19 protein-coding genes are annotated in these 25,471 nt (G+C 72.7%); 10 read left to right on the forward strand and 9 right to left on the reverse strand.

Annotated features, from left to right (window positions below; all coding sequences use genetic code 11):
* Positions 1-309 precede the first annotated feature (309 nt).
* The 3 genes from ACQUSR_RS06995 (at position 310) to ACQUSR_RS07005 (ending at position 5,019) form a co-directional block, all read left to right on the forward strand.
* Positions 310-2,094, forward strand: coding sequence for a DUF692 domain-containing protein (locus tag ACQUSR_RS06995; RefSeq protein ID WP_431041679.1), 1,785 nt, complete (start codon positions 310-312; stop codon positions 2,092-2,094).
* Positions 2,091-3,134 carry a TIGR04222 domain-containing membrane protein gene (locus ACQUSR_RS07000; RefSeq protein ID WP_431041680.1) on the forward strand — a complete coding sequence of 348 codons (1,044 nt, stop codon included), beginning with the start codon at positions 2,091-2,093 and terminating at the stop codon, positions 3,132-3,134. Before ACQUSR_RS06995 ends, ACQUSR_RS07000 begins: the two co-directional genes overlap by 4 nt.
* 280 nt (positions 3,135-3,414) lie before the next feature.
* A complete protein-coding gene (locus ACQUSR_RS07005) occupies positions 3,415-5,019 on the forward strand; it encodes an alpha/beta hydrolase (protein ID WP_431041681.1) in 1,605 nt (534 codons plus the stop codon).
* A gap of 85 nt (positions 5,020-5,104) precedes the next feature.
* Here ACQUSR_RS07005 and hemQ read toward each other — a convergent pair whose 3' ends face one another.
* Positions 5,105-5,833 (reverse strand): hydrogen peroxide-dependent heme synthase, encoded by a 729-nt coding sequence (hemQ, locus tag ACQUSR_RS07010; protein ID WP_431041682.1) that lies wholly within the window; start codon positions 5,831-5,833, stop codon positions 5,105-5,107.
* 5 nt (positions 5,834-5,838) lie between these two features.
* On the reverse strand, positions 5,839-7,425 hold the full coding sequence (gene hemG / locus ACQUSR_RS07015; RefSeq protein ID WP_431041683.1) for a protoporphyrinogen oxidase: 1,587 nt from the start codon (positions 7,423-7,425) through the stop codon (positions 5,839-5,841).
* Between the two features lie 125 nt (positions 7,426-7,550).
* Here hemG and ACQUSR_RS07020 point away from each other — a divergent pair, with 125 nt between their 5' ends.
* Positions 7,551-8,741, forward strand: coding sequence for a thiolase family protein (locus ACQUSR_RS07020; RefSeq protein WP_431041684.1), 1,191 nt, complete (start codon positions 7,551-7,553; stop codon positions 8,739-8,741).
* A gap of 75 nt (positions 8,742-8,816) precedes the next feature.
* On the opposite strand, the gene hemE is transcribed toward ACQUSR_RS07020, so the two are convergent.
* Positions 8,817-9,902, reverse strand: a complete 1,086-nt coding sequence (gene hemE / locus ACQUSR_RS07025; RefSeq protein WP_431041685.1) for a uroporphyrinogen decarboxylase — start codon at positions 9,900-9,902, stop codon at positions 8,817-8,819.
* Positions 9,903-10,005: 103 nt separating this feature from the next.
* Here hemE and ACQUSR_RS07030 point away from each other — a divergent pair, with 103 nt between their 5' ends.
* The 5 genes from ACQUSR_RS07030 to ACQUSR_RS07050 all read left to right on the forward strand — a co-directional run bounded on the left by ACQUSR_RS07030 (position 10,006) and on the right by ACQUSR_RS07050 (position 16,508).
* The gene (locus ACQUSR_RS07030) at positions 10,006-10,671 is read left to right on the forward strand and encodes a DUF3000 domain-containing protein (protein WP_431041686.1); all 666 of its coding nucleotides are present in this window, start codon (positions 10,006-10,008) and stop codon (positions 10,669-10,671) included.
* A gap of 227 nt (positions 10,672-10,898) precedes the next feature.
* On the forward strand, positions 10,899-11,561 hold the full coding sequence (locus tag ACQUSR_RS07035) for a response regulator transcription factor (protein ID WP_304464424.1): 663 nt from the start codon (positions 10,899-10,901) through the stop codon (positions 11,559-11,561).
* Positions 11,562-11,709: 148 nt separating this feature from the next.
* Entirely contained in the window at positions 11,710-12,987 is a 1,278-nt protein-coding gene (locus tag ACQUSR_RS07040) for an HRDC domain-containing protein (RefSeq protein ID WP_431041687.1), read from the forward strand.
* A 180-nt stretch (positions 12,988-13,167) separates the two neighbouring features.
* Positions 13,168-14,382, forward strand: a complete 1,215-nt coding sequence (locus tag ACQUSR_RS07045) for a thiolase family protein (protein ID WP_431041688.1) — start codon at positions 13,168-13,170, stop codon at positions 14,380-14,382.
* Complete coding sequence (locus ACQUSR_RS07050; protein WP_431041689.1) at positions 14,379-16,508, forward strand: 3-hydroxyacyl-CoA dehydrogenase NAD-binding domain-containing protein; 2,130 nt, start codon at positions 14,379-14,381, stop codon at positions 16,506-16,508. The genes ACQUSR_RS07045 and ACQUSR_RS07050 overlap by 4 nt, the downstream gene beginning before the upstream one ends.
* A 67-nt stretch (positions 16,509-16,575) precedes the next feature.
* Here ACQUSR_RS07050 and ACQUSR_RS07055 read toward each other — a convergent pair whose 3' ends face one another.
* Positions 16,576-17,613, reverse strand: coding sequence for a hypothetical protein (locus ACQUSR_RS07055; protein WP_431041690.1), 1,038 nt, complete (start codon positions 17,611-17,613; stop codon positions 16,576-16,578).
* Between the two features lie 47 nt (positions 17,614-17,660).
* On the opposite strand from ACQUSR_RS07055, the gene ACQUSR_RS07060 reads away from it, so the two are divergent.
* The gene (locus tag ACQUSR_RS07060; RefSeq protein ID WP_431041691.1) at positions 17,661-18,068 is read left to right on the forward strand and encodes an NTP pyrophosphohydrolase; all 408 of its coding nucleotides are present in this window, start codon (positions 17,661-17,663) and stop codon (positions 18,066-18,068) included.
* A gap of 22 nt (positions 18,069-18,090) precedes the next feature.
* Here ACQUSR_RS07060 and ACQUSR_RS07065 read toward each other — a convergent pair whose 3' ends face one another.
* The 5 genes from ACQUSR_RS07065 to ACQUSR_RS07085 all read right to left on the reverse strand — a co-directional run bounded on the left by ACQUSR_RS07065 (position 18,091) and on the right by ACQUSR_RS07085 (position 25,382).
* Complete coding sequence (locus tag ACQUSR_RS07065; protein ID WP_431041692.1) at positions 18,091-19,563, reverse strand: amino acid permease; 1,473 nt, start codon at positions 19,561-19,563, stop codon at positions 18,091-18,093.
* A gap of 174 nt (positions 19,564-19,737) precedes the next feature.
* Positions 19,738-21,669: a 1-deoxy-D-xylulose-5-phosphate synthase gene (gene dxs / locus ACQUSR_RS07070; protein WP_431041693.1), complete on the reverse strand. Its 1,932-nt coding sequence runs from the start codon at positions 21,667-21,669 to the stop codon at positions 19,738-19,740.
* Positions 21,670-21,895: 226 nt separating this feature from the next.
* Positions 21,896-23,188, reverse strand: coding sequence for a sugar ABC transporter permease (locus ACQUSR_RS07075; protein WP_431041694.1), 1,293 nt, complete (start codon positions 23,186-23,188; stop codon positions 21,896-21,898).
* Positions 23,185-23,964, reverse strand: coding sequence for an ATP-binding cassette domain-containing protein (locus tag ACQUSR_RS07080; RefSeq protein WP_431041695.1), 780 nt, complete (start codon positions 23,962-23,964; stop codon positions 23,185-23,187). The genes ACQUSR_RS07075 and ACQUSR_RS07080 overlap by 4 nt, the downstream gene beginning before the upstream one ends.
* Before the next feature lie 317 nt (positions 23,965-24,281).
* Positions 24,282-25,382, reverse strand: a complete 1,101-nt coding sequence (locus tag ACQUSR_RS07085) for a substrate-binding domain-containing protein (protein WP_431041696.1) — start codon at positions 25,380-25,382, stop codon at positions 24,282-24,284.
* Between the last annotated feature and the right edge of the window lie 89 nt (positions 25,383-25,471).

A 25,471-nucleotide genomic window follows, 5' to 3' on the forward strand; every position in this document is an offset into this window, starting at 1 on the left:
CGACGGCGGTGTCGGTTACGCCGGTCCCTGTGACCGGAGTCGATGTTGCCCAGCACGTTCTGCCCCCACGCTCCGCGCGTCGGCGCGGCACGAGCTCTGATCCCCATCCCCCCAAGACGACACGTACCCTATGCCCCCTTCCGAACGTCTGTCGCACCAGACCCCCGAGTCCGTGGCAGTGGGGCCACGGCACGACGCGGGCCCCGCACCTGGACGAAGCTCAAATGAAGCTCTGAACCGCGCGGCCCCAGGATTCGTCCCGTCTCAGGGGGGTCATGACTCCCGCACATAGTGAGAGGGGGAATCACGGTGCGTCGTCTTGGAACCGGGATCGGCTGGCGGCCGGAGATCGCCGAGGACATAGCCAGGCTGCCCGGGATCGACTGGGTCGAGGTCGTGGCGGAGAACATCTGCCCCGGCCACCTTCCGGACGCCCTGCGGCAGCTGCGGGAACGGGGGACGACCGTCGTGCCGCACGGGGTCTCGCTCGGGCTCGGCGGCGCGGAACCGCCGGACCGCGAGCGGCTGGCGGCACTCGCCGAGCGGGCGGAGGCGCTGGGCGCCCCGCTGGTGACCGAGCACATCGCGTTCGTACGGGCCGGCGGGCCGCTGACGGCGTCGCCGCGCATCGAGGCCGGACATCTGCTGCCGGTGCCGCGCACCCGCGAGGCGCTGGACGTGCTGTGCGCCAATGTGCGGATCGCCCAGGACGCGCTGCCGGTGCCGCTCGCGCTGGAGAACATCGCGGCGCTGATCTCCTGGCCAGGCGAGGAGCTGACGGAGGGGCAGTTCCTCACCGAGCTGGTGGAGCGTACGGGGGTACGGCTGCTCATCGACGTCGCCAACCTGCACACGAACCACGTCAACCGGGGCGAGGACCCGGTCGCGGCCCTCGACGCGCTGCCGCTGTCCGCGCTGGCGTACGTGCACGTGGCGGGCGGCGTGGAGCGGGACGGCGTGTGGCACGACAGCCACGCCCACCCGGTCCCCCGGTCGGTACTGGACGTCCTCGCCGAGCTGTGCGCGCGCACGACGCCTTCGGGCGTGCTGCTGGAGCGCGACGAGGACTTCCCGGCCTTCGAGGAACTCGCCGCCGAACTGGACGAGATCCGCTCGGTGACGGAACGCGCGGCGCTGACGGCGGCGGTACGGGCGGCGTGGACGGCGGCGGAGGCGGGTGCGGTGGGAGCCGGATCCGCGGCGGACGGAGTGGCTCACGCCGGCGCGGCCGGGACCGGTGCGGGGGAGGCGGAGGCGGCCGGGACCGGTGCGGCGGAGGCGGGTGCGGCACGTGCCGGCGCTGCGCTACCGGACGCGCCGGAGGGCCGGACGCGGTCGGCGGTCGCCGTGGCGACGCGCGCGGATCGCACGGCGGTCGCGATCCCGCGCCAGCCGCGGAGGGCGCATGAGGCCGTCCCGGCGGCCGCGACGGCTGTCGCCGAAGCCGCGGCGCACCGTACGGCGGTGGGACGGCCGGAGCCGTACGATCCCGCCGACGAGACCGCGGACGGGGACGAGGGCGGAGGCGGGGTGGCGGGCAGCGGTGTCGCCGTGGCGTCGGCCGAGGCCCCGCCCGGGACCGCGGACGTCATCGCGGACAGGAACGCGGACGTCATCACGGTCGAGACCGCTGACGTCATCGCGGACGGGACCGGGGCCGACGCCGCGCGGGCGCGGCTCGCGCTCGCGCAGACCGCTCTGCTGTCCGCGCTCGTGGCCGGGACCCCGGCCCCCGAGGGCTTCGACCGGCGGCGGCTGCGCGTGCAGCACCGGGCGCTGGTGGTGAAGCGCGCCGGAGTCGTCGCGAAGGTCGCCCCGGAGCTGCCGCGGATCCTGGGGGACGGTTTCCGGTCCGCGTTCCTGCGGTACGCGGGCACCCACCCGATGACCGGCGGCTACCGCCGCGACGCCCTCGCGTTCACCGAGCACCTGCTGGCCACCGGCGGACCGCGTGGACCGCTGGACCCGGCGGTGCGGCGGCAGCTCGCCGAATGGTGGCGGGAGCGTTCGGGGCCCGCGCCCCTGTCGTCCGGCCGGGTCGCCCGCCTCGCGCGCGCCGCGCGGCTCGCCCTGCGCGGCCGGAGGGCGGCATGAGCGCCTTGGTTCCGGTGGTGTACGGAGTGGTCGGCTGCGGGTCGCTGGCGGTCGTGGCGGGTACGGCGGCGTCCCGCAAGGTGTCCGCGGCGCTGACGACGGGCGCACGGGCGCACGACGTGATGGAGGCGGCGTTCCTCACGGGCGGCCCCGGCCGGGTGGCCGACACCGCGATCGCCGCCATGTGCGAGGACAACAGGCTCGCGGTCGGCGCACCCGGGGTGGTGGCCGTGCTGCGCCCGGTGGCCCGCAACCGCGTCGAGCACGCTCTGCTCGACGCGCACGCCCGTGCCCCGCACGGCGCCCTGGCGAGGCTGCGTACGGCGCTGATGCGCAGCGCCGAGGTCCAGGGGATCGGCGACCGGCTCGCGGAACGCGGGCTGATGGTGCGGCCCGCGACGGCACGTCGCTGGCGGCGGGCGGCCCACGCGCTGACGGTCGTGTGCTGGGCGTTCATCGCGCTGGCGATCATGCAGGGTGGTGACGCCTTCGGGCCGGCGACGATCTTCACGGTGCTGCCGGGGCTGTTCGCGGGGCTCATGGTCGGCGCGATCTGCGCGCAGCTCTCGCGCCGCCGGGTCACGGCGGCGGGCAAGCGGGCCCTGACGGCGTACCGGCGCGGCGCCGGGCTTCCGCCGGAGAGCGGGCGCCGTGCCCGGCGTTCGGCCGGCGGAGGCGGTGGGGCCGATCCGGCGGCGTCGGTGGCGGTCGCCGTGGCGCTGGGCGGCGCGGCGGCGCTGAGCGCGGACCCGCTGCTCCAGGAGGAGTTGCTGGCGGCGGAGCGGGCCCAGAGGTCGGCGGCGTCTTCCTCGTCCGGCTCGGGCGGCTCGTCCGGCTCGGGCGGCGGCGACTCGGGGTCGGCGTGCTCGGGCGACTCCGAGGAGCCGTCGTGGTGCGGTTCCACGGATTCGGGGTCGGGCGGCGGCTCGTGCGGTACGAGCGCGTCCTGCGGCGGCGGAGGATCGGATGGCGGCGGAGGCGGAGGAGGCTGCGGCGGAGGCGGCGGCTGCGGGGGAGGCGGCTGCGGCGGCGGCTCGTGACCACCCGCCGCGCCCCTGCCCGGGACCCGGGACGTGACCGCACCGCGTCCCGGCATGCCCGGCGCCCGTACCGCACCCGCGTCCCGGGGATCCGAAGCACGCCGGCCGATCCGGCGCTCCGCGCGGCACTGCGGGGCGGGCGGCGGGCGCACTGAGGGGACGGGCGCGTCGACGGGGGCGCACGAGGTGCATCGGCCCGACACTTCGACCTGGTGCTTTACTTCTTCAACCGCCGGGCCAAATATCCCTTTTGTTGAGAAACATATGAAGGGATGTCTTTGTGAGAGCAGTAGCGCTGTACGGCGTCCTCGGATCGTTGGCCATGACCGCACTCACCGTCACCCCGGCGACCGGCGCCGCCTCTTCCCCACCAGGTGGTGCCGCCGAGGCGTACGGCGTGACCGTCGCCGCGCAACGCGCCGCCGACCGTGGCATCGCCTTCCACCGCTGCCCCCGCGTGGAGCGGCTGCCCTCGCCGGTCGAGTGCGGCACCGTGGCCGTGCCGCTGGACTACGCCGACCCGGACGGCCAGAAGATCTCACTGACCGTCAGCCGCGCCCGCGCCACCGGCCCGAAGAAGCGCCACCAAGGCGCGCTCGTCTACAACCCCGGCGGCCCCGGCGGTTCGGGAATGCGCTTTCCGGCGTACGCGGCCGAGGCTCCGTACCGGAAGCTGGCCAAGGCGTACGACTTCGTCGGCTACGCCCCGCGCGGCGTCGGCCGGTCCGGGCCGCTGTCCTGCCAGAACCCGGCGGAGTTCGCCAAGGCTCCCACCAGCTCGCCCAGCCGCCCCTCCGCCGAGTTCAAGCGGCGGATGATCGTGAAGGCCCAGCGCTACGCCCAGGGCTGCCTCCGCAAGGCCGGCGCCACCCTCCCGCACTACACGACTCTCAACAACGCGCGCGACCTCGACGTACTGCGGGCGGCGCTCGGCGAGAAGCGGCTGAACTTCCTGGGCGCCTCCTACGGCACGTACTTCGGCGCCGTCTACGCCACGCTCTTCCCCGGGCATGTGCGCCGCATGGTGTTCGACAGCATCGTCGACCCCGCCCCGCACCAGATCTGGTACTCGGCCAACCTGCACCAGTCGCTCGCGTTCGAGCGGCGGTGGGCCGACTGGCGCCGCTGGGTCGCCGCCCACCACGCGATCTACCACCTGGGCCGCACTCCCGGTCAGGTGCAGGCGTCGTACGACAAGATCCGCCGGGAGCTGGACCGGGCACCCGCGGGCGGCAAGGTCGGCACCGGCCAGCTGCACGCCGCGTTCCTGCGGGTCGGCTACCACGACGGCTACTGGGACCCCAGCGCGCACGCCCTGGCCGCTTTCCTGCACGGCAACGCCAAACCTCTGGTCAAGCTGGCCATGCCCGACCCGGCGCAGGCCAAGGCCGACGAGAACGGCAACGCGGTCTACACGGCCGTGGAGTGCAACGACGCGCCCTGGCCCGACCAGTGGTGGGTCTGGGACCACGACAACACCGCACTCGCCCGCCGGGCGCCGTTCGAGACATGGGACAACGCCTGGATGAACCTGCCGTGCGCGTACTGGCCCGTCCCGCGGCAGCAGCCCGTCGACGTGGGCGCCGAGCGGGGCGAGCTGGCGCCGGTGCTGCTGCTGGCCGCCGAGCGGGACGCCGCCACCCCGTACTCCGGGGCGCTGGAGTTGCACCGGCGGCTGCCCGGTTCGGTGCTGGTCACGGAGCGGGACGCGGGCACCCACGGCATCGCGGGCGGCCCGAACGGCTGCGTCAACGCCCACGTCGACAGGTATCTGCTGACCGGACGGACGCCGCGCTCGGACGCGTCCTGCGCGGGCCGCGGCGAGCCGAAGCCGACGGACGGCAAGCCCCGCGCCACCCGCGCGATGGTGCCCCGGGTGCCCTGAGAGGATCGGGCCTGGCCCGTAGGGCCCGGGCCAGGCCCGTGAGGCTAAGGCCAAGCCCGTGAGGCTCAGGCCAGGATCGTGAGGCTCAGGCCAGGCCCGCGATCAGGTCGCCCACCGACTTGCGCCGCCCCGTGAAGAACGGGACTTCCTCCCGCACGTGGCGGCGCGCCTCGGACGCGCGCAGGTGCCGCATGAGGTCGACGATGCGGTACAGCTCGTCGGCCTCGAAGGCGAGGATCCACTCGTAGTCGCCCAGCGAGAACGACGCGACGGTGTTGGCCCGCACGTCCGGGAAGCCGCGGGCCATCTTGCCGTGGTCGGCGAGCATCCGGCGGCGGTCCTCGTCGGGCAGCAGGTACCAGTCGTAGGACCGCACGAAGGGGTAGACGCTCACGTAGTCGCGGGCGACCTCGTCGGCCAGGAAGGCCGGGATGTGCGACTTGTTGAACTCCGCGGGCCGGTGCAGCGCCATGTTCGACCAGACCGGCTCCAGGGCGCGGCCCAGCTTCGTGCGGCGGAAGCGGCTGTACGCCTCCTGGAGCGCGTCGGAGGTCTCGGAGTGCCACCAGATCATGACGTCCGCGTCGGCCCGCATCCCGGACAGGTCATAGGTGCCGCGCACGGTGACGTCCTTCGCGGCGAGCTGCTCGAACAGCTCCGTCACCTCGTCGGCGTAGCCGGTGCGGTCCTCGGGGAGCACGTCACGCAGCTTGAAAACCGACCACAGGGTGTAGCGGATGACCTCGTTGAGGTCCTTGGCCTTCTTGCCGGCGTTCGGGGCCTTGGCTGGTGTCGCGGTCTCAGGAGCAGTCATGTGGTCTATTCTCGCGCGCCGCCCGCGGCGCCCGGCGGCAGGGTGGCCAGCAGCTCGTCGGCCGCCCGCCAGGCGCTCGCGATGCAGGCGGGGATGCCCACACCGTCGTAGACGGCGCCGCACACCCGCAGGCCCGGCAGCTTCGCGACCTGCTCGCGGATCCGGGCGACGCGGTCGAGGTGGCCGACGGGGTACTGCGGCAGTCCGCGGTCCCACCGGGTCACCCGGGTCGCCACGGGGCGGGCGTCGAGACCGACCGCCGCCCCGAGGTCGGCGAGCGAGATCCCCACCAGATCGGCGTCGTCGCGCGTCAGGTCCTCGTCGTCCTCGAACCGCCCGATCGAGGTACGGAGGACGAAGAGGTCCGGGTCGGCATTCCGGACCCAGCCCCACTTCTGGCTGGAGAAGGTGGACGCCTTGATCCGGCGGCCGTCCACGGGCGGCACGAGGAACCCGCTGCCGTCCGGGAGCGCGGGCAGCTCCGCCCGCCGGAACGCCATGGTGACCAGCGCCATCGAGGCGTAGTCGACGGTGGCCAACTCGGCCGCGGCGCCCGGCGCGTCGGCGCCCAGGAGCCGGGCCGCGGCGGGCGCCGGGACCGCGAGCACCACGGCGTCGGCGGTGAGCACCTCGCCGCCGGCGACGACCGTCCACCCGCCGCCCGCGCGGTTCCCGTGCGCGACTCCGCTGCCGTCCGCGTATCGCCCGTGCGCGTCCCCGGTGCGATCCGTCCGCACGGCACCCTGGGTGCCGCCCGCCCCACCGGAACCCGCCGCCAGGCCGCCCCCCGCCGGGAGCGCGCCCGCGGTCCCGCGCCGCAGCTCGTCGACGGGCGTGCCGGTACGGATCTCGCCACCCGCCGCCCGTACGGCGTCGGCGACGGCCTCCGGCAGCCGCCCCACGCCCCCGGCGATGCCGGTGAAGACCGGCTCACCCTGCTGCTGCGCGGCCGCCTGCCCCCGCCGCTGCACGGCGCGGACGGCCTCGGTCAGCGAACCGTGCGTACGGGCCGCCGCGAACAGCTGCGGCACGGCGGCGCGCATCGAGATGCGGTAGGCGTCGCCCGCGTACACCCCGCCCAGCAGCGGCTCCACCAGCCGGTCCACGACCTCCCGGCCGAAGCGGGCCGCGACGAACTCGCCGATCGCGACGTCGTCGCCGAGTTCCGGGCGCGCCAGCTCCACTTCACGCGCGATGCGGGCGAGCCCGTCGTCCGAGAGCACCCCCGAGGCGGCGAGCGGCGCCAGATCGCCGGGTACGCCCATGACGTGCCCCTTGGGCATGGGCCGCAGCCCGCCGCGCGTCCACACCTTGGCGCTGGTCGTCGCCGGCGGCTGCAACCGCTCACCGATTCCGGCCGCCCGTGCCAGCTCGACCGCCTCCGGCCGCCGCGCGAGGATCGACTCGGCCCCGAGGTCGACGGGCAGCCCCGCGATCTCGCCCGCGTACAGCTTGCCGCCCAGCCGCGCCGAGCCCTCCAGCACGGTCACCCGGGCACCACCCGCCAGCAGCCGGTGGGCGGCCGCCAGCCCGGAGATCCCACCGCCGATGACGACGACGCGGGCTGTCCCTGCGCTCCCCTGTGCGTTCATGGCTCCACCTTCTCAAACGCCCTCCGCACCCCGGTCACCCCATTGACACCCCGCGAACGCCGGGCCGAGACTCGCACCGACCGATCAATCGTTCGGGACACCCGGGGAAGAGGTTCGAGGCCAGCATGAGCGACCGCATTCGGGACGTGTACGTCGTCGACGCCGTCCGCACGCCGGTGGGGAAGTACGGCGGCGGGCTGTCCGGGGTGCGTCCGGACGACCTGGCCGCCCACGTCGTGCGGAGCCTGGTCGCCCGCACGCCCGCCCTCGACCCGGCCCGCATCGACGACGTGTACTTCGGCAACGCCAACGGGGCCGGCGAGGAGAACCGCGACGTCGCCCGGATGGCCGTGCTGCTCGCCGGGCTCCCGGTGTCGGTGCCCGGCACGACCGTCAACCGACTCTGCGCCTCCGGACTCGAGTCGGTCGTCCAGGCCGCCCGCGCGATCGCCGTCGGCGACGCCCACATCGCGCTGGCCGGCGGTGTCGAGTCGATGTCGCGCGCCCCGTGGGTGCTCCCCAAGCCCGAGCGGGCCTTCCCCGCCGGGCACCAGGAGCTGTACTCCACCACCTTGGGCTGGCGGATGACCAACCCGGCCATGCCGCCGGAGTGGACGGTGGCCCTGGGCGAGGGCGCCGAGCTCATCGCCGACAAGCACGGCATCACCCGCGAGGCGCAGGACGCGTTCGCGCTCGACAGCCACCGCAAGGCGGCCCGCGCCTGGCAGGACGGCGCCTACGACGCCGAGGTCGTCGCCTGCCCGGACACCGACCTGGTGCGCGACGAGACCATCCGGGACAGCACCTCGATGGAGGCCCTGGGCGGGCTGAAGCCGGTCTTCCGCAAGGGCGGCACGGTCACCGCCGGGAACTCCTCGCCGCTCAACGACGGGGCGGCCGCCCTGCTGCTGTGCGACGAGGAAGGGCTGCGGGCCACCGGCCGCGAACCGCTCGCCCGGATCGGCGCCCGCGCGGTCACCGGTATCGAGCCGCAGTTCTTCGGCCTCGGCCCGGTCGAGGCGGTGCACCGCGCGCTCGCCAAGGCGGGCCGTTCGTTCGCCGATCTGGCGACGGTCGAGCTGAACGAGGCGTTCGCCGCCCAGGCACTCGGCTGCCTGGCCGAATGGCCGGAACTCGACCCGGCGATCGTCAACCCGCGCGGCGGCGCGATCGCCATCGGCCACCCGTTGGGCGCTTCCGGGGCGCGGCTGGCCGGGGCCGTCGCGCACCAGCTCGCGGCGCGCGGTTCCGGCACCGGCGTCGCCACGCTGTGCATCGGGGTCGGGCAGGGCGAGGCCCTGGTCCTGGAACGCTGAGCCGCCGGACGCGCCGCCCGCCCGAAGGCGCGAGCCCAGGGGACGGTCCCGCCCGGAGGCGGGTCCGGGCTACGGTCAGCGCGCGGTGCGCGTGTGCACGTACTCCACGAGCCGGGTCAGCGCGTCCGGGTCGGTGTCCGGCAGCACGCCGTGGCCGAGGTTGAAGATGTGGCCTTCGAGTCCGGTCGCCGCGTCGAGCACCTCGCGGGTCTTGTCCTCCACGGCCTCGCGCGACGCGAAGAGCACCGCCGGGTCGAGGTTGCCCTGGAGCGCCTTCCCGGGGCCCACCCGGCGGGCGGCCTCGTCCAGCGGCACCCGCCAGTCGACGCCGACGACGTCCGCGCCCGCCTCGCCCATCAGCCCGAGGAGTTCGCCCGTGCCGACGCCGAAGTGGATGCGCGGCACCTCGTACGGAGCCACCGCGGCGAAGACCTTCTCGGAGGCGGGCATGACGCTGCGGCGGTAGTCGGCGGGCGCGAGCGCGCCGACCCAGGAGTCGAAGAGCTGGACGGCGGAGGCACCCGCCTCGATCTGCACCTTCAGGAACGCCGAGGTGATGTCCGCGAGGCGGTCCAGCAGGTCGGCCCACAGCTCCGGCTCGCCGTACATGAGCGCCTTGGTGTGCTCGTGGTTGCGGGAGGGGCCGCCCTCGACGAGGTAGCTGGCGAGGGTGAACGGCGCGCCCGCGAAGCCGATGAGCGGGGTGGTGCCCAGCTCGCCGACGAGCATGCCGATGGCCTCGGTGACGTACTTCACATCGTCCGGTTCCAGCATCCGGAGCCGGTCGAGATCGGCGCGGGTGCGGATCGGCTGCGCGATGACCGGGCCCACGCCGGGCTTGATGTCGAGGTCGACGCCGATGGCCTTGAGCGGGACGACGATGTCGCTGAAGAAGATCGCGGCGTCCACGTTGTGGCGGCGCACCGGCTGGAGGGTGATCTCGGTGACGAGGTCCGGCCGCATGCAGGAGTCGAGCATCGCGGTGCCCTGGCGGACCTCGCGGTACTCCGGCAGGGAGCGTCCGGCCTGGCGCATGAACCACACCGGCGTATGGGGTACGGGCTCGCGCCGGCAGGCCCGCAGGAAAGCTGAATCCCGCGCGGCGGACGCCGCGCTGTTGCCGTGCTGCTGCTGGCCCGTCGGCCGGTCGGAGAGGCTCATGCGGTAAATCTTCGCACGGGAGCGGAATCGGGCCGAACGAGTGACCCGACAACCCGGGTGTCCCTACGTCCCGTACGGCGCGCCACGGCCTAGTCTTCCGAGCATGGCAGCGGCTCAGGGACATCTCGCGGACGGTGCGGACGGTGCGGACGGCACGGATGGTCAGGGCGGCGCCCCGCTGGCGTTCCGGCACGCGGTTGCCGGACTGCGCGGGGTGCAGCCGAGGGCCGAGGTGGAGCTGGAGCCCACCCCCGCGCCACGCCGACTGGCGCCGTTCTCGTACGCGTTGGAGGCGGTGGTCGCCGTGGACGCCGGGGACGGCGAGGAGGAGGAGCTGGCCGACGGGCGGCTGATCCTGCTGCACGACCCGGCGGGGCATGACGCCTGGCGCGGCACCTTCCGGCTGGTGACGCTGGTGCACGCGGACCTGGAGCCGGAGATGGCGGCGGACCCGCTGCTTCCGGAGGTGTGCTGGTCCTGGCTGACCGGGGCGCTCCAGGCGCGTGAGGTGGAGTACGGGGAGCCGAGCGGCACGGTGACCCTGGCGAGTTCGCATCACTTCGGCGGGCTGGCGGGCCGCGAGCCGTCGACGCGGATCGAGATCCGGGCCTCCTGGACGCCGTCGGACGCGGCCGGGGTGCCGGACACCGGGGCGCACCTGGCGGCCTGGTGCGACCTGCTGTGCCAGATCGCGGGCCTGCCCCCGGCGGGCGGAACGGACCCGGGCGTGGTCTCCCTGCCGCAGCGGCGCGGACCGCGCTCCCGCTGACCGGCTGCGGACCGCCGACTCCCCTCGATCAGCGCACCCCCGCCGGATCGGCGTCGGCCGTTCCGGCGACCGCTGATCGGAAGGGATCCCTCTCGATCGAGCAGCCATCCGAATTGTCCGAATTGTTACTCACTCGATCGTGATCATTCTCTAAAGCCGGGCCAGATGGGTGCCGAAGGACCAGATTGACCGTCCCGACCCATCTCCTCTCCCCTCCAGGAGGCCTGGTGTCTGTTCTCCTTGAGCAACCGTCCAGCCTGGTCGCCTACCGCCCGAACAAGCCGACGGCCATGGTGGTCGTCGCCGACCCGCGTGTGCGCTCCACCGTCACCCGCCATCTGTGGGCGCTGGGCGTACGCGACGTCATCGAGGCGTCATCGATCGCCGAAGCCCGCCCCCGGATCGCCAACCCGCGCGACATCTGCGTCGCCGACGTCCACCTCCCCGACGGCTCCGGCCTCACCCTGCTGTCCGAAACCCGCGCCGCGGGCTGGCCCAACGGACTGGCACTGTCCGCCGCCGACGACATCGGCGCCGTACGCAACGCGCTCGCCGGCGGCGTCAAGGGCTACGTCGTCACCGGCACCCGCACCAACCTGGGGCTGCCCGGCCGCCCCGGAGCCGCGCCGATCGGCGCCGCGGCCGCCCGGTTGCACCGCCGACCGCCCGGCGCACCAGGCCACCCCGGTGGCTACCGCGAGCTGTCCGGTCGCGAGGTCGAGGTGCTGCGGCTGGTTGCGGAGGGCCAGTCCAACAAGGCCATCGGCGTCTCGATGGGCCTGTCCGCGCTGACGGTCAAGAGCCACCTGGCGCGGATCGCCCGCAAGCTGGGCACCGGCGACCGGGCCGGAATGGTCGCCGTCGCCCTGCGCACGGGCATCATCCACTGACCATCCCTGACATTCCGGCATCCCCGATATCGCCGACACCCCCCTTTCCCCCTCCACACCCCTCTTCTCCTCCTCCAGGGCGCCCGCCGACGGAACGTTCCGTCGGCGGGCGCCCTGCATTCCGCTCGCGCACAGATACCCTTGAGGGGTGACCGACGCCCAAGAGACCGCAGCAGAGACGACACTGCGAACCCCTGGGGGCGCTCCCCCGGCCGACCTCCCGCCGGCGCCGGTCCCCTTGCTGGAACCGCGCGAGGGCGTCCCTCCCGTCGTCGCGGAACCCGAGGACCTGGACGCCGTGGTGGCGGCGTTCGCCGCCGGGCACGGCCCGGTCGCCGTGGACGCCGAGCGGGCCTCGGGCTACCGCTACGGACAGCGCGCCTATCTGGTGCAGCTGCGCCGGGCCGGGGCGGGCACCGCCCTGATCGACCCCGTCGGCTGCCCCGACCTCACCACCCTGGGCACCGCGCTCTCCGGCACCGAGTGGGTGCTGCACGCCGCCACCCAGGACCTGCCCTGCCTGCGCGACATAGGCATGGTTCCCGACCGCCTCTTCGACACCGAGCTGGCCGGCCGGCTCGCCGGGTTCGCGCGCGTGGGCCTGGGCGCCATGGTGGAGAACGTCCTCGGCTACGCCCTGGAGAAGGGCCACTCCGCCGTCGACTGGTCCACCCGCCCGCTGCCCGAGCCCTGGCTGCGGTACGCCGCCCTGGACGTGGAGCTGCTGGTCGACCTGCGGGACGCGCTGGAGGAGGAGCTGGCGCGGCAGGGCAAGTTGGACTGGGCGCACCAGGAGTTCGCGGCGATCGCCGCCGCCCCGCCCGCCCCGCCCCGCAAGGACCCGTGGCGGCGCACGTCGGGGATGCACAAGGTCCGCCGGCGCCGGCAGATGGCCGTGGTGCGCGAGCTGTGGACGGCCCGCGACCGGATCGCCCAGCGCCGGGACGTCTCGCCCGGCAAGGTGCTCAGCGACGCGGCGATCGTCGAGGCCGCCCTGGCGCTGCCGTCCACCTCCCGCGCGCTGGCCGCGCTGAACGGCTTCGGCCACCGTACGAGCCGTCGCCAGCTGGAGCAGTGGCAGGAGGCGATCGACCGGGCGCGGGCGCTGCCGGACGCGGAGCTGCCGCAGCCCGGCCAGCCGCTGACCGGCCCGCCGCCGCCGCGCGCCTGGGCGGACAAGGACCCGGCCGCGGCGGCGCGGCTCTCCGCCGCCCGTACGGCGGTGACCCGGCTGGCCGAGCGGCTCAGCATGCCGCAGGAGAACCTGATCGCCCCGGACACGGTGCGCCGACTGTGCTGGGAGCCGCCGGCAGAGGCGACGCCCGAGAACATCGCGGCCGCGCTGTCCGGTCACGGCGCCAGGCCGTGGCAGGTCGAGCAGGTCACGCCGGTACTGGTGACGGCTCTGAAGGCGACCTCCGGCTGACGCCCGGCACCGGGGCTCCGGGGTGCCGGCCCCCGGTCGCGGAACGCGCGCATTGTGACCTTCACCGCTTGGGCGCGGAGGACTGTGCAGCTTGGTTACCCACAAGTAGCATGAGCGGCGTGGAGGCACGCCAAGCGCGTGCCCGCAGCAGTGCCATCCCGCACCTGGAGGAGAGCCAACGTGCCTCGTACCGCTAGGGACGTCGTCTTCGTCGACGGCGTCCGCACCCCGTTCGGCAAGGCGGGCCCGAAGGGCATCTACCACGAGACCCGCGCCGACGACCTCGTCGTGAAGGCGATCCGGGAGCTGCTGCGCCGCAACCCGGACCTCGACCCCAAGAAGATCGACGAGGTCGCCATCGCCGCGACCACGCAGATCGGCGACCAGGGCCTGACCCTGGGCCGCACCGCGGGCATCCTCGCCGGCCTGCCGCAGTCCGTCCCGGGCTACTCGATCGACCGCATGTGCGCCGGCGCGCTCACGGCCGTCACCTCGGTCGCCGGCTCCGTGGCCTTCGGCGCGTACGACGTCGCCATCGCGGGCGGTGTCGAGCACATGGGCCGCCACCCGATGGGCGAGGGCGTGGACCCGAACCCGCGCTTCGTCTCGGAGAAGCTGGTCGACCAGTCCGCCCTGTTCATGGGCATGACGGCGGAGAACCTGCACGACCGCTACCCGACCATCACCAAGCAGCGCGCCGACGAGTACGCCGTGCGCTCGCAGGAGAAGGCCGCCAAGGCGTACGCCAACGGCAAGATCCAGCAGGACCTGGTCCCGATCTCGGTGCGCCGTACCAACCCGGAGGCGGGCGAGACCGGCTGGGGCCTGGTCACCGCCGACGAGCCGATGCGCCCGGGCACCACGCTGGAGAACCTGGCGAACCTCAAGACGCCGTTCCGTCCGCACGGCCGGGTCACCGCGGGCAACGCCGCCGGCCTCAACGACGGCGCCACCGCCTCGCTGATCGCCTCCGAGGACTTCGCCCGCGAGAACAACCTCCCGGTCAAGATGCGCCTGGTGTCGTACGCCTTCGCCGGCGTGGAGCCGGAGGTCATGGGCTACGGCCCGATCCCGGCCACCGAGAAGGCCCTGGCGCAGGCCGGCCTGGCGATCTCCGACATCGGCCTGTTCGAGATCAACGAGGCCTTCGCCGTGCAGGTGCTGGCCTTCCTGGAGCACTACGGCATCGCCGACGACGACGCCCGCGTGAACCAGTACGGCGGCGCGATCGCCTTCGGCCACCCGCTGGCCTCCTCCGGCGTCCGTCTGATGACGCAGCTGGCCCGCCAGTTCGAGGAGCAGCCGAACGTCCGCTACGGCCTGACGACCATGTGCGTCGGCTTCGGCATGGGCGCCACCGTGATCTGGGAGAACCCCCACTGGGAGGGCAAGTGAGCACCACCGCTGAGCTTCTGAAGGGCGCCGCCGAGCTCTTCCCGGACGAGGTCGTCACCCAGGCCCACGTCCGCCACCTCGACCTGCCGTCCGGCGCCGGGCGCTTCGCGCTCATCACGCTGGACAACGGCTTCGACCACACCAAGCCGACCACCTTCGGCCCGCAGTCGCTGGCGCACCTCAACACCGCCCTCGACCAGGTCGAGAAGGAGGCCGCGGACGGCGAGATCGTCGGCGTCGGCATCACCGGCAAGCCGTTCATCTTCGCCGTCGGCGCCGACCTCAAGGGCGTGGAGCTGCTGGGGCGCCACGAGGACGCGCTGGCCATCGGCAAGGGCGGCCACGACGTCTTCAAGCGGCTGGCGGCACTGGCCGTGCCGACCTTCGCGTACTACAACGGCGCGGCGATGGGCGGCGGCGTCGAGGTCGGTCTGCACTGCACCTACCGCACCGTCTCCAAGGCCGTGCCCGCCTTCTCGCTGCCCGAGGTCTTCCTCGGCCTCGTCCCCGGCTGGGGCGGCTGCACGGTCCTGCCGAACCTCATCGGCGCCGACCGCGCGGTCTCGGTCATCATCGAGAACTCCCTCAACCAGAACAGGCAGCTCAAGGGCAAGCAGGTGCACGAGCTCGGGATCGCGGACGCGATCTTCGAGGGCGCCGACTTCCTGGAGCAGTCGCTGATCTGGACCGCGTCCGTCCTCAAGGGCGAGACCGAGGTCGTGCGCGCCGAGGTCGACCGCGGTGACGCGTGGGACCAGGCCGTCGAGCGCGGCCGGGCCATCGCCGACTCCAAGGTGCACGGCGCGGCCCCGGCCGCCTACCGCGCGCTGGACATCATCTCGGCCGCCAAGAACGGCGACCTGCGCCAGGGCTTCGACGCCGAGGACCAGGCGCTGGCGGACCTGATCATGGGCGGCGAGCTGCGCAGCGGCATCTACGCCTTCAACCTGGTGCAGAAGCGCGGCAAGCGCCCGGCCGGCGCGCCGGACAAGTCGCTGGCCCGCCCGGTCACCAAGGTCGGCGTCGTCGGCGCGGGCCTGATGGCCTCTCAGCTGGCGCTGCTCTTCCTCCGCCGCCTCGAGGTCCCGGTCGTCCTGACCGACATCGACCAGGAGCGCGTGGACAAGGGCGTCGCCTACGTCCACGGCGAGATCGACAAGCTGCTCCTCAAGGGCCGGATCAACCAGGACAAGGCGAACCGCCTCAAGGCGGCCGTGACCGGCTCGCTGGACAAGGCCGCCGCCTTCGGCGACGCGGACTTCGTCATCGAGGCCGTCTTCGAGGAGATGGGCGTCAAGCAGAAGGTGTTCGCCGAGGTCGAGGCGGTCGTGCCGGAGCACGCCATCCTCGCCACCAACACCTCCTCGCTGTCGGTCTCCGAGATGGCGTCGAAGCTCAAGCACCCCGAGCGGGTCGTGGGCTTCCACTTCTTCAACCCGGTCGCGGTCCTGCCGCTGCTGGAGATCGTGCGCGGCGAGCAGACCGACGACGCGTCCCTGGCCACGGCCTTCGCCGTCGCCAAGTCGCTGAAGAAGACGGCGGTGCTGGTCAAGGACGCCCCGGCGTTCGTGGTCAACCGCATCCTCACCCGCTTCATGGGCGAGATCCAGAACGTCATCGACGAGGGCACTCCGGTCGAGACGGCGGAGAAGGCGGTCGAGCCGCTGGGCCTGCCGATGTCCCCGCTCGTCCTGCTGGAGCTGGTCGGCCCGGCGATCGGCCTGCACGTCTCGGAGACCCTGAACGGCGCGTTCCCGGACCGCTTCACGGTCTCGCCGAACCTCAAGGCCGTCGTCGAGGCGGGCAAGCGCGGCTTCTACGTCTACGACTCCGGCAAGCCGGAGCTGGACCCGGAGGTCGCCGCCCTCCTCCAGCAGGGCGATGTCGTCCTGACCGAGGAGCAGGTCCGTGCCCGGGTGCTGGACGCGGTGGCCCAGGAGATCGGCCTGATGCTGGACGAGGGCATCGTCGCCGAGGCGCAGGACATCGACCTGTGCCTGATCACCGGCGCGGGCTGGCCCTTCCACCTGGGCGGCATCACGCCGTACCTGGACCGTGAGGGCGTCTCGGAGCGGGTGAACGGCAAGCGGTTCCTGGCTCAGGGCGTGGCGAGCGTCCCGGCGTAACGCCGCGGTTCGCCCGACGGGCCGTACGGGAGGGTCTCCCATACGGCCCGTTCGTCATGTCGGCACGTCAGACGCGCTGCCAGGCGTGGAGCGCCAGCCCCGGCTCCGTGGTCTTCTGCCGGGCGACCCGCAGCCCGCCCTCCGGGCCCACCGCGGCCAGCACCACGCGGTCGGACGCGTCCAGGGCCAAGGCGGGCTCCCCCAGGCCCGGTTCGCCGGTCGCGGTCCACCACACCCCGGCCGCCTCGTCCTCGCTCGGGTGCGCGGCGACCGCGAGACGGCCCGTCCTGGTGTCGCGCTGGGCGACCAGTGTGCAGTCGTGGCCCTCTATCTCGGCGCGGACCACCGCGACCGGGCCGATGCCGGTCTCCCCGCCGAGCGGCGCCGTAGTCCCGGCGCCCGGGCGATACGCGCACACGGCGCCGGTCCGCTGGTCGCGCCAGTAGTGGGTGAGGGTGTCCCGGCTGCTCTCCGCGGCCGAGACCGAGCCGGGGCTGGGCCGCGCGGTCACGTCCTCGCCGCGCTGGAGGGCACCGCCGGGCTCCGGCTGGTACCAGCGCAGCGCGCCGTCCTCGGTGGGCGCGAAGACCTCCACGCGGCCGTCGGTGGTCGCGGTCGCGGACAGCCCGTCCACCAGGTCCTTGCCCTTGAGGTCGAGCCAGCCGCCCCACTTGCCCTTGGCGTCCTGCCGCCGGGCGCTCACCCCGCGCCCCGCGTTGCGTACGAAGACGTGGACGGCCCCCGAGGCGTCGACGGCGGCGGTCGGGGCGCCGACCTTCAGCGCCTTGCGCCAGTCCTTGGGGTGCGGGGTGCCCAGCGAATGCCAGCCGGTCAGGGGGCGGCCGGTCTGGAACTGGGTGGCGTGCACGAGTTCCACGTCGGTGCGCTCCTCGCCCACGGCCTTGCGGCGTAGGCCGATGAGGTGCGCGTAGCCGTCCGCGCCCTGGGCCACGGCGATGTCGGTGAGCCCCGGAGTCTCGAAGAGCTGGGGGCCGGTCCACTCGGGGCCGCCCGGCCCGACCTCGGTCCAGCGGGCGATGCCGCCCGCCACCAGGGCGTACACCGTGAGCCGGCCGTCGTTGCCCCGGAGCATCCGCAACGCCATGGATCGCCGCCAACCTTTCCCGATCGATTCCGACCATAATATTTCGCGTGGCGACAGAGGTCCCTTTGATCATCGTGGACGCGGCGAACGTCGTGGGGTCGGTTCCCGACGGCTGGTGGCGGGACCGGCACGGCGCGGCCGAGCGGCTGCGGGACCGGCTGGCGGAGCGCGCCGGCCAAGGGCTGCCCGAACGGGACGGCGTACCGGACTGGGCCACCCGGGCGCCGCTGGAGATCGTCCTGGTGGTGGAGGGGGCGGCGCGCGGGGTCGAGCCGGTGGCCGGGGTACGGGTGGCGGCCGCGGCGGGCAGCGGGGACGACCGGATCGTGGAGCTGGCGCGGGAGCGGGCGCCGGACCGCCGGTGTCTGGTGGTGACGGCGGACCGGGAACTGCGGGCGCGGGTGGCGGCCCTGGGCACGGCGGTGGTCGGCCCACGCGCCGTACGACCCGCGTAACGGCCGGCGGGCCGCACCGGTTTCAGGCCTGCTCGGTGGCGCTCATGCGGCTGTGGGAGCGTCCGTAGACGAAGTAGACGACGAAGCCGATCGCCATCCAGATGCCGAACCGCACCCAGGTCTCGGACGGCAGATTGAGCATCAGCCACGTGGAGGCGGCGACCGAGACGATCGGCAGTGCCGGCACCCACGGGGTGCGGAAGGCCCGGTGCAGGTCGGGGCGGGTGCGGCGCAGGACGATGACGCCGATCGCGACCACGACGAACGCGAAGAGCGTGCCGATGTTCACCAGCGTCGCCAGCTCGGAGATGCTGGTGAAGCCCGCGATGACGGCGATGATGCAGCCGAGCAGGACGGTGGAGCGGTACGGCGTCGAGAAGTGCGGATGCACCTTCGAGAAGAACCTGGGAAGGAGCCCGTCGCGGCTCATCGCGAAGAACACCCGGGTCTGACCGAGCAGCAGGATCATGCATACCGTGGTGAGGCCGACCGCGGCGCCGAAGCTGATCAGGCCCGCGTACCAGGGGTGGCCGGTCGACTTGAAGGCGTCGGCGAGCGGCGCGTCCACCGTCAGCAGCTTGTAGTTCTGCATGCCGGTGACCACGACCGACACGGCGACGTACAGCACGGTGCAGATGAGGAGGGAGCCGAGGATGCCGCGCGGCATGTCGCGCTGCGGATTCCTGGTCTCCTCGGCCGTGGTGGCCACGATGTCGAAGCCGATGAACGCGAAGAAGACCACGGAGGCCGCGGTGAAGATGCCCTGGACGCCGAAGGACGTGGGCTCATAGCCGAACATCACCTGGATGAGAGGTGCGTCGAGCCCCGACCCCGAGGTCTGGCCCTGCGCCTTCGGGATGAAGGGGTCGTAGTTGTCGGCGTGGATGAAGAAGGATCCGGCGATGATGACGATCAGCACCACGGCCAGCTTGATCAGGACGACGAGCGCGGTGAGCCGGGCGGACAGCTTCATCCCGACGACCAGGATGGCCGTCAGAAGCAGCACGAGCACGAAGGCGAGCAGGTCGAATACGCCGTCCGGGGCGTCGGGACCTTCCAGCACGTTCGGCAGGTGCCACCCTGCGTTGTCCATCAGCGAGCGCACATAGCCGGACCAGCCGACCGCGACCACGGCGGTGCCGAGCGCGAACTCCAGGATCAGGTCCCAGCCGATGATCCAGGCGGGCAGCTCACCGAGCGAGGCGTAGGAGAAGGTGTACGCGGACCCGGCCACCGGCACCGTCGAGGCGAACTCGGCGTAGCACAGGGCCGCCAGGGCGCACACCACGCCGGCGGCCACGAACGCGAGGGCGGTCGCGGGGCCCGCCGTATCCCGGGCGACCTTCCCGGTCAGGACGAAGATGCCGGTGCCGATGATGACCCCGACACCGAAAACCATGAGGTCGAAGGCGGACAGCGACTTGCGGAGGGCGTGCTCGGGCTCCTCCGTGTCTTGGATGGACTGCTCGACCGTCTTGGTCCGGAAAACGCTCACCGGTGCACCTCTCACGCTTGCCCGTCCCGCGCCATCGTTCTGTTATGCGCACGGCAGCGGCGCGGTCACACCCGCGCGGGTGCGCATTTCATCCGATGGAGGGGCGCGAAGCGGGAACGCGCTGGGCCGGCTGGGGGAACCCCAGCCGGCCCAGGAGAACCGGTGCCCGGGAGGTCAGTCGCCGGCGACCTCGGCGGGCTCGGCCTCGTCCGAGGTCTTCTCGCCCGGCACGTCGATCCGCGCGACCAGCCCGGTGACCTGCCGGGCGATGTCCGGCGCGGTCAGGCCGATCTCGGCCATGACCTCCTTGCGGGAGGCGTGGTCCAGGAACCGCGGCGGGATGCCGAAGTCGCGCAGCGGTACGTCGACGCCCGCGTCGCGCAGTGCCTGCGACACCGCGGAGCCGACGCCGCCCGCCCGGCTGTTGTCCTCGACGGTGACGACGACGCGGTGGCGTGCGGCGAGGCCGGGCAGCGCCTCGTCGACCGGCTTGACCCAGCGCGGGTCGACGACGGTGGTGGTGATGCCCTGCTGGTCGAGGAGGCCGGCGATCTCCAGGCACATCGGCGCGAGCGCACCGACCGAGACCAGCAGCACGTCGGGGCTCTTGGTGCCGGGCTCGCGCAGCACGTCCATGCCGCCGATCCGGGAGAGGGCCCGCACGGCCGGGCCGACCGCGCCCTTGGAGTAGCGCACGACGGTGGGGGCGTCGTCGACCTCGACGGCCTCGCGGAGCTGGGCGCGGACCTGGTCGGCGTCGCGCGGGGCGGCGATCCGCAGGCCCGGGACGACCTGGAGGATCGACATGTCCCACATGCCGTTGTGCGAGGCGCCGTCGGTGCCCGTGATCCCGGCGCGGTCCAGGACGAAGGTCACACCGCACTTGTGCAGCGCCACGTCCATGAGCACCTGGTCGAAGGCCCGGTTGAGGAACGTGGCGTAGACGGCGACGACCGGGTGCACGCCGCCGGTGGCCAGTCCGGCGGCGGAGACGGCCGCGTGCTGCTCGGCGATGCCGACGTCGTAGACCCGGTCCGGGAAGCGCTTGGCGAACTTGTCGAGGCCGACCGGCTGGAGCATCGCGGCGGTGATCGCGACGATGTCGTCGCGCTCCTCGCCGAGCTTGACCATCTCCTCGCCGAAGACGGAGGTCCAGTCGGCGCCGGACTCGGCGATCGGCAGCCCGGTGTCGGGGTGGATCTTGCCGACGGCGTGGAACCGGTCGGCCTCGTCCTGGAGGGCCGGCTGGTAGCCGCGGCCCTTCTCGGTGAGGCAGTGCACGATGACCGGCCCGTTGAAGCGCTTGGCGCGCTGGAGGGCGGACTCCAGGGCCTCGATGTCGTGGCCGTCGATGGGGCCGACGTACTTCAGGCCCAGGTCCTCGAACATGCCCTGCGGGGCGATGAAGTCCTTCAGCCCCTTCTTGGCGCCGTGCAGCGTCTCGTACAGCGGCTTCCCCACCACGGGGGTGCGCTCCAGGATGTCCTTGCCGCGGGCCAGGAAGCGCTCGTAGCCGTCGGTGGTACGGAGCGTGGCGAGGTGGTTGGCCAGGCCGCCGATGGTCGGGGCGTAGGAACGCTCGTTGTCGTTGACGACGATGACCAGCGGGCGGTCCTTGGCGGCGGCGATGTTGTTCAGCGCCTCCCAGGCCATGCCGCCGGTCAGCGCGCCGTCGCCGATGACGGCGGCGACGTGGTGGTCGCGGCGGCCGAGCAGCTCGTTGGCCTTGGCGATGCCCTCGGCCCAGCCCAGCACGGTGGAGGCGTGGCTGTTCTCGATGACGTCGTGCTCGGACTCGGCCCGCGAGGGGTACCCGGACAGGCCGCCCTTGCCCTTGAGGGCCGTGAAGTCCTGCCGCCCGGTGAGCAGCTTGTGCACGTAGGACTGGTGTCCGGTGTCGAAGAGCACCTTGTCCTTGGGGCTGTGGAACACCCGGTGCAGCGCGATGGTCAGCTCGACCACGCCGAGGTTGGGCCCGAGGTGACCGCCGGTCTTGGAGACGGCATCGACGAGGAAGGTGCGGATCTCGGCTGCCAGCCGCTCCAGCTGTCCTGGCGTGAGCCGGTCCAGATCGCGCGGTCCCCTGATGCGGGTCAACAACGCCACCCGTGCCTCCTTGCTGTCGAGTGTGCCGAGCCTGCTGATTGTGGTGTGCCGAGCTTGGCAGGTCCGTCGAGTCTAATGTTCCGGCCGCAACGGGATGTGATCGGCCTAGGCGATGTATGTCACGGGAGTGATCGTCGTACACATGTGTGCCCGGCACCGCCTCGGGGGCGGTGCCGGGCACGGGTACGTGACCGCTGGTCCGTACAGGTCGGCCGAGCCGTACGGGTCAGCCGCGGCCGGCTGAGCGTTGGGTTCTGCGGGAGACCGAGTCGATCACGACGGCGGCGAGCAGCACGGCACCGGTGATCATGTATTGGATGGAGTTCGACACGCCGAGCAGGTTCATGCCGGAGGAGATCGAACCGATGACCAGCATGCCCAGCAGCGCCGACCAGACCGAGCCGCGACCGCCGAAGAGGCTGGTGCCGCCGATGACCGCGGCCGCGATGGCCTCCATCAGCAGGTTGCCGGTACCGGCCTGCTGGCTGGCGGAGGCGGTCTTGGAGGCGATGATGAGCCCGCCGCTCGCGGCCATGAATCCGGCGATCGCGAACACCGAGATCCGGATGGCGGCGACGTTGATGCCGGCACGCCTGGCGGCCTCGACGCTGCCGCCCAGCGCGATCACCTTGCGGCCGTAGGAGGTACGGCGCACCAGGAAGTCGAAGAAGACCAGCACGACGAGGAAGATCACGAAGGCCAGGGGCAGGCCCTTGTACTCGTTGAGCTTCCACGCCGCGGCGTAGGCGAGGATCGCCAGGACGGCGGTCCGCACCAGGATCTCGGCCAGCGGGCGGGAGGGGATGCCGACCGCGGCGCGGCGCCTGCTGTCCAGGAACTGGGCGAGGAAGAAGCCCACCACGGCGACCGTCGCGGCTCCGTAGGCGGCGGCGATGTCGGTGAAGTAGTGCGCGGTGAGGCTGCGCACGAAGCTGTCGTCGTCGATGCCGATGGTGCCGGTGGTGCCCAGGACCTGGAGCATCAGCCCGTTCCAGGCGAGCAGTCCGGCGAGGGTGACGACGAAGGCCGGCACGCCGATCTTGGCGAAGAAGAAGCCGTGCAGCGCGCCGAGGACGGCGCCGGCGGCCAGCGCGGTGAGCACCGCGATCCCCTCGGGCACCCCGTGGTTGATGTTGAGCACCGCCAGGATCGCCGCCGCCAGGCCGCTGACCGAGCCCACGGACAGGTCGATCTCGCCGAGCAGCAGGACGAAGACGATGCCGACGGAGATCAGCCCGGTGCCGGTGATCAGGATCGACAGGTCGGAGAGGTTCTTCGGCGAGAGGAAGGCGTCGTCCTTCCACTGGAAGATCGCCCAGATGACGGCGATGCCGACGACGACCGGGAGCGCCCCCAGGTCACCGCCGCGCAGCTTGCGGCCGAACTCCTTGAGGTAGCCCTGGAGGCCCTCCTCGCGGACCAGCAGCCGCGGGTCGACGGCGGTGACGGCGTCCTTGGCGACCGGCGCGGTGTCGACCGGGCCGCCCGAGGGGTCGGGCGTGTGCGTGTTGGTGGTCACTTGGCGACCTCCCCGTTGCGCGCCTTGCGGCGGGAGACAGCATTGTCCGTGGCGCCGGTGATGGCGGCGATGATCTCTTCCTGGGACGTGCTCCGCACGTCGAAGGTGCCGTTGTTGCGGCCCAGCCGCAGCACCGCGACCCGGTCCGCGACAGCCTTGACGTCGGCCATGTTGTGGCTGATGAGGATCACGGCGAGGCCGCGCTCCCGCAGCCGCTCCACCAGGTCGAGCACCTGGGCGGTCTGCTCCACGCCGAGGGCGGCGGTCGGCTCGTCCAGGATCACGAGCTTGGGGTTGCCGAGCATCGAGCGGGCGATGGCGACGGTCTGCCGCTGGCCACCGGAGAGCGAGGCGATCGGGATGCGCACGCTGGGGATGCGGATCGACAGGGTGCTGAGCAGCTCGCGCGAGCGGCGCTCCATCTCGACCTCGTCCAGCACACCGGCGCGGTGGATCTCGCGGCCCAGGAAGAGGTTGCCGACCACGTCGACGTTGTCGCAGAGGGCGAGGTCCTGGTAGACGGTCGCGATGCCCAGTTCCTGGGCGTCGTGGGGGCGCTGGATCTGCACGGGCCTGCCGCACCACTCCACGACGCCGTCGTCGGCGGGGCCGGCGCCCGCGATGGTCTTGACGAGGGTGGACTTTCCGGCGCCGTTGTCGCCGACCAGGGCGACCACCTCGCCGGGGTGGACCTCCAGATGGACGTCGGTGAGCGCCTGGACGGCGCCGAACCGCTTGGAGATCCCGCGCAACGCCAGTACGGGTTCGTTCGGCACGATGGCCTTCTCCGATCTAGGGCAGGTGACCCTGCGGATTGCGGAGGAGAGTGTGAGCTCGCCTCGCTCGTGTGTCAGATGGGGACCCGCCGCGGGGGTGGTGCGGCGTTCCTGGGCCGGGCGGACGCGGCGCGCCCCTCGGTCCCGCGGCCGAGCGCGGGCGGCGGAGGAGGGCGCGGGGCCCGGCGGCCGGGGCTGGGCGGCGGACGGGGCCGTGGGGCGGGACCCGCCGGCGGATGCCGGTTCGGCTCCGGCGGCGGGGCGCCGCCCCTGGCCCGGTCAGCACGCGCATGCGCCTCCGCACTGGAGGCGAATCGTTACTTCAGGCCCGCCGCGGCGCAGGCGGAGGCGAACTTCGCCGTGCAGATCTCGTCGACCTTCCACAGCCCGTCCTTGATGACGGTGTCCTTGACGTTGTCCTTGGTCAGCGCGAGCGGCGTGATGAGCGTGGCGGGGATGCCCTTGGTGGTCGGGCTGTCCACGGTGGCGGAGGCGTTCACCTTCTCGCCGCGGCCGAGCGCGATGGCCATCTCGGCGGCGGCGGTGGCCTCCGGCTCGTACGGCTTGTAGACGCTCATGTACTGGTCGCCGCTGATGACGCGCTGAACGCCCGCGAGTTCGGCGTCCTGGCCGGTGACCGGGGGCAGCGGGTCGAAGCCGCCGTTCTTCAGCGCGGTGATCGCGCCGCCCGCCATGCCGTCGTTGGCGGAGTAGACACCGATGATCTTGTCCTTGCCGAGCGAGGAGATGGCGCCGTTCATCGCGTCGTTGGCCTTGTCCGCCAGCCAGCGGTCGACGTCGTAGGACTTGCCGATCTTGACCTTGCCCTTGAGGACGGAGAGCGCGCCCTTCTTGAAGTCGGCGGCGTTGGGGTCGGCCTCCCAGCCGTTGAGCATCACGATCTCGCCGTCGTCGGCCTTGTCGCCGAGGGCCTCGAGAAGCGCCTTGCCCTGGACCTGGCCGACCTTCTTGTTGTCGAAGGAGGTGTAGGCGGATACCGGGCCCTGGGCGAGCCGGTCGTACGCCACGACCGGGATGCCGGCCTCGTCGGCCTTCTTCACGGAGCTGGCGATGGACTCGGAGTCCACGGCGTCCAGGATGATCACGTCGACGTCCTTGGTGATCATCGAGTCGACCTGCTGCTGCTGCAGGGACGCGTCGGACTTGGCGTTGACGTACTGGACCTCGCACTCGTCGCACAGGCCCTTGATGTGCTTGGTGATCAGCGGCTTGTCGAAGTTCTCGTACCGCGCGGTCTGGTCCTCCGGGAGGAGCAGGCCGATGGTGAGCGGGCCGGTCTTCTTCTTGTCTCTCTCCTTGTCGCCTCCGGCTTCCTTCGCGGAACCGCAGGCGGCGAGGGACGCGGCCATGGATATGGCGGCGGTGGCAATGGCGACGCGACGCATCGTGGCGTTCATATGGGGGTGACCTCCCTGACGAGGCCGCGTCATTGCGGCCGAGGTGGCTGGAAGTCAACTCGGCCATAAGGATGTCGTCAAGAAGTAAA

The organism is Streptomyces sp. P1-3, assembly GCF_050613155.1.
Classification (GTDB): domain Bacteria; phylum Actinomycetota; class Actinomycetes; order Streptomycetales; family Streptomycetaceae; genus Streptomyces.

What these genes read in the sequence shown, in the direction of transcription:
- ACQUSR_RS07000 (WP_431041680.1), top strand. Translation starts at nt 2,091, where the DNA reads ATGAGCGCCTTGGTTCCGGTGGTGTACGGAGTGGTCGGCTGCGGGTCG.
- hemQ (WP_431041682.1), bottom strand. Translation starts at nt 5,833, where the DNA reads ATGACTGCTCCTGAGACCGCGACACCAGCCAAGGCCCCGAACGCCGGC.
- hemG (WP_431041683.1), bottom strand. Translation starts at nt 7,425, where the DNA reads ATGAACGCACAGGGGAGCGCAGGGACAGCCCGCGTCGTCGTCATCGGC.
- ACQUSR_RS07020 (WP_431041684.1), top strand. Translation starts at nt 7,551, where the DNA reads ATGAGCGACCGCATTCGGGACGTGTACGTCGTCGACGCCGTCCGCACG.
- hemE (WP_431041685.1), bottom strand. Translation starts at nt 9,902, where the DNA reads ATGAGCCTCTCCGACCGGCCGACGGGCCAGCAGCAGCACGGCAACAGC.
- ACQUSR_RS07030 (WP_431041686.1), top strand. Translation starts at nt 10,006, where the DNA reads ATGGCAGCGGCTCAGGGACATCTCGCGGACGGTGCGGACGGTGCGGAC.
- ACQUSR_RS07055 (WP_431041690.1), bottom strand. Translation starts at nt 17,613, where the DNA reads ATGGCGTTGCGGATGCTCCGGGGCAACGACGGCCGGCTCACGGTGTAC.
- ACQUSR_RS07085 (WP_431041696.1), bottom strand. Translation starts at nt 25,382, where the DNA reads ATGAACGCCACGATGCGTCGCGTCGCCATTGCCACCGCCGCCATATCC.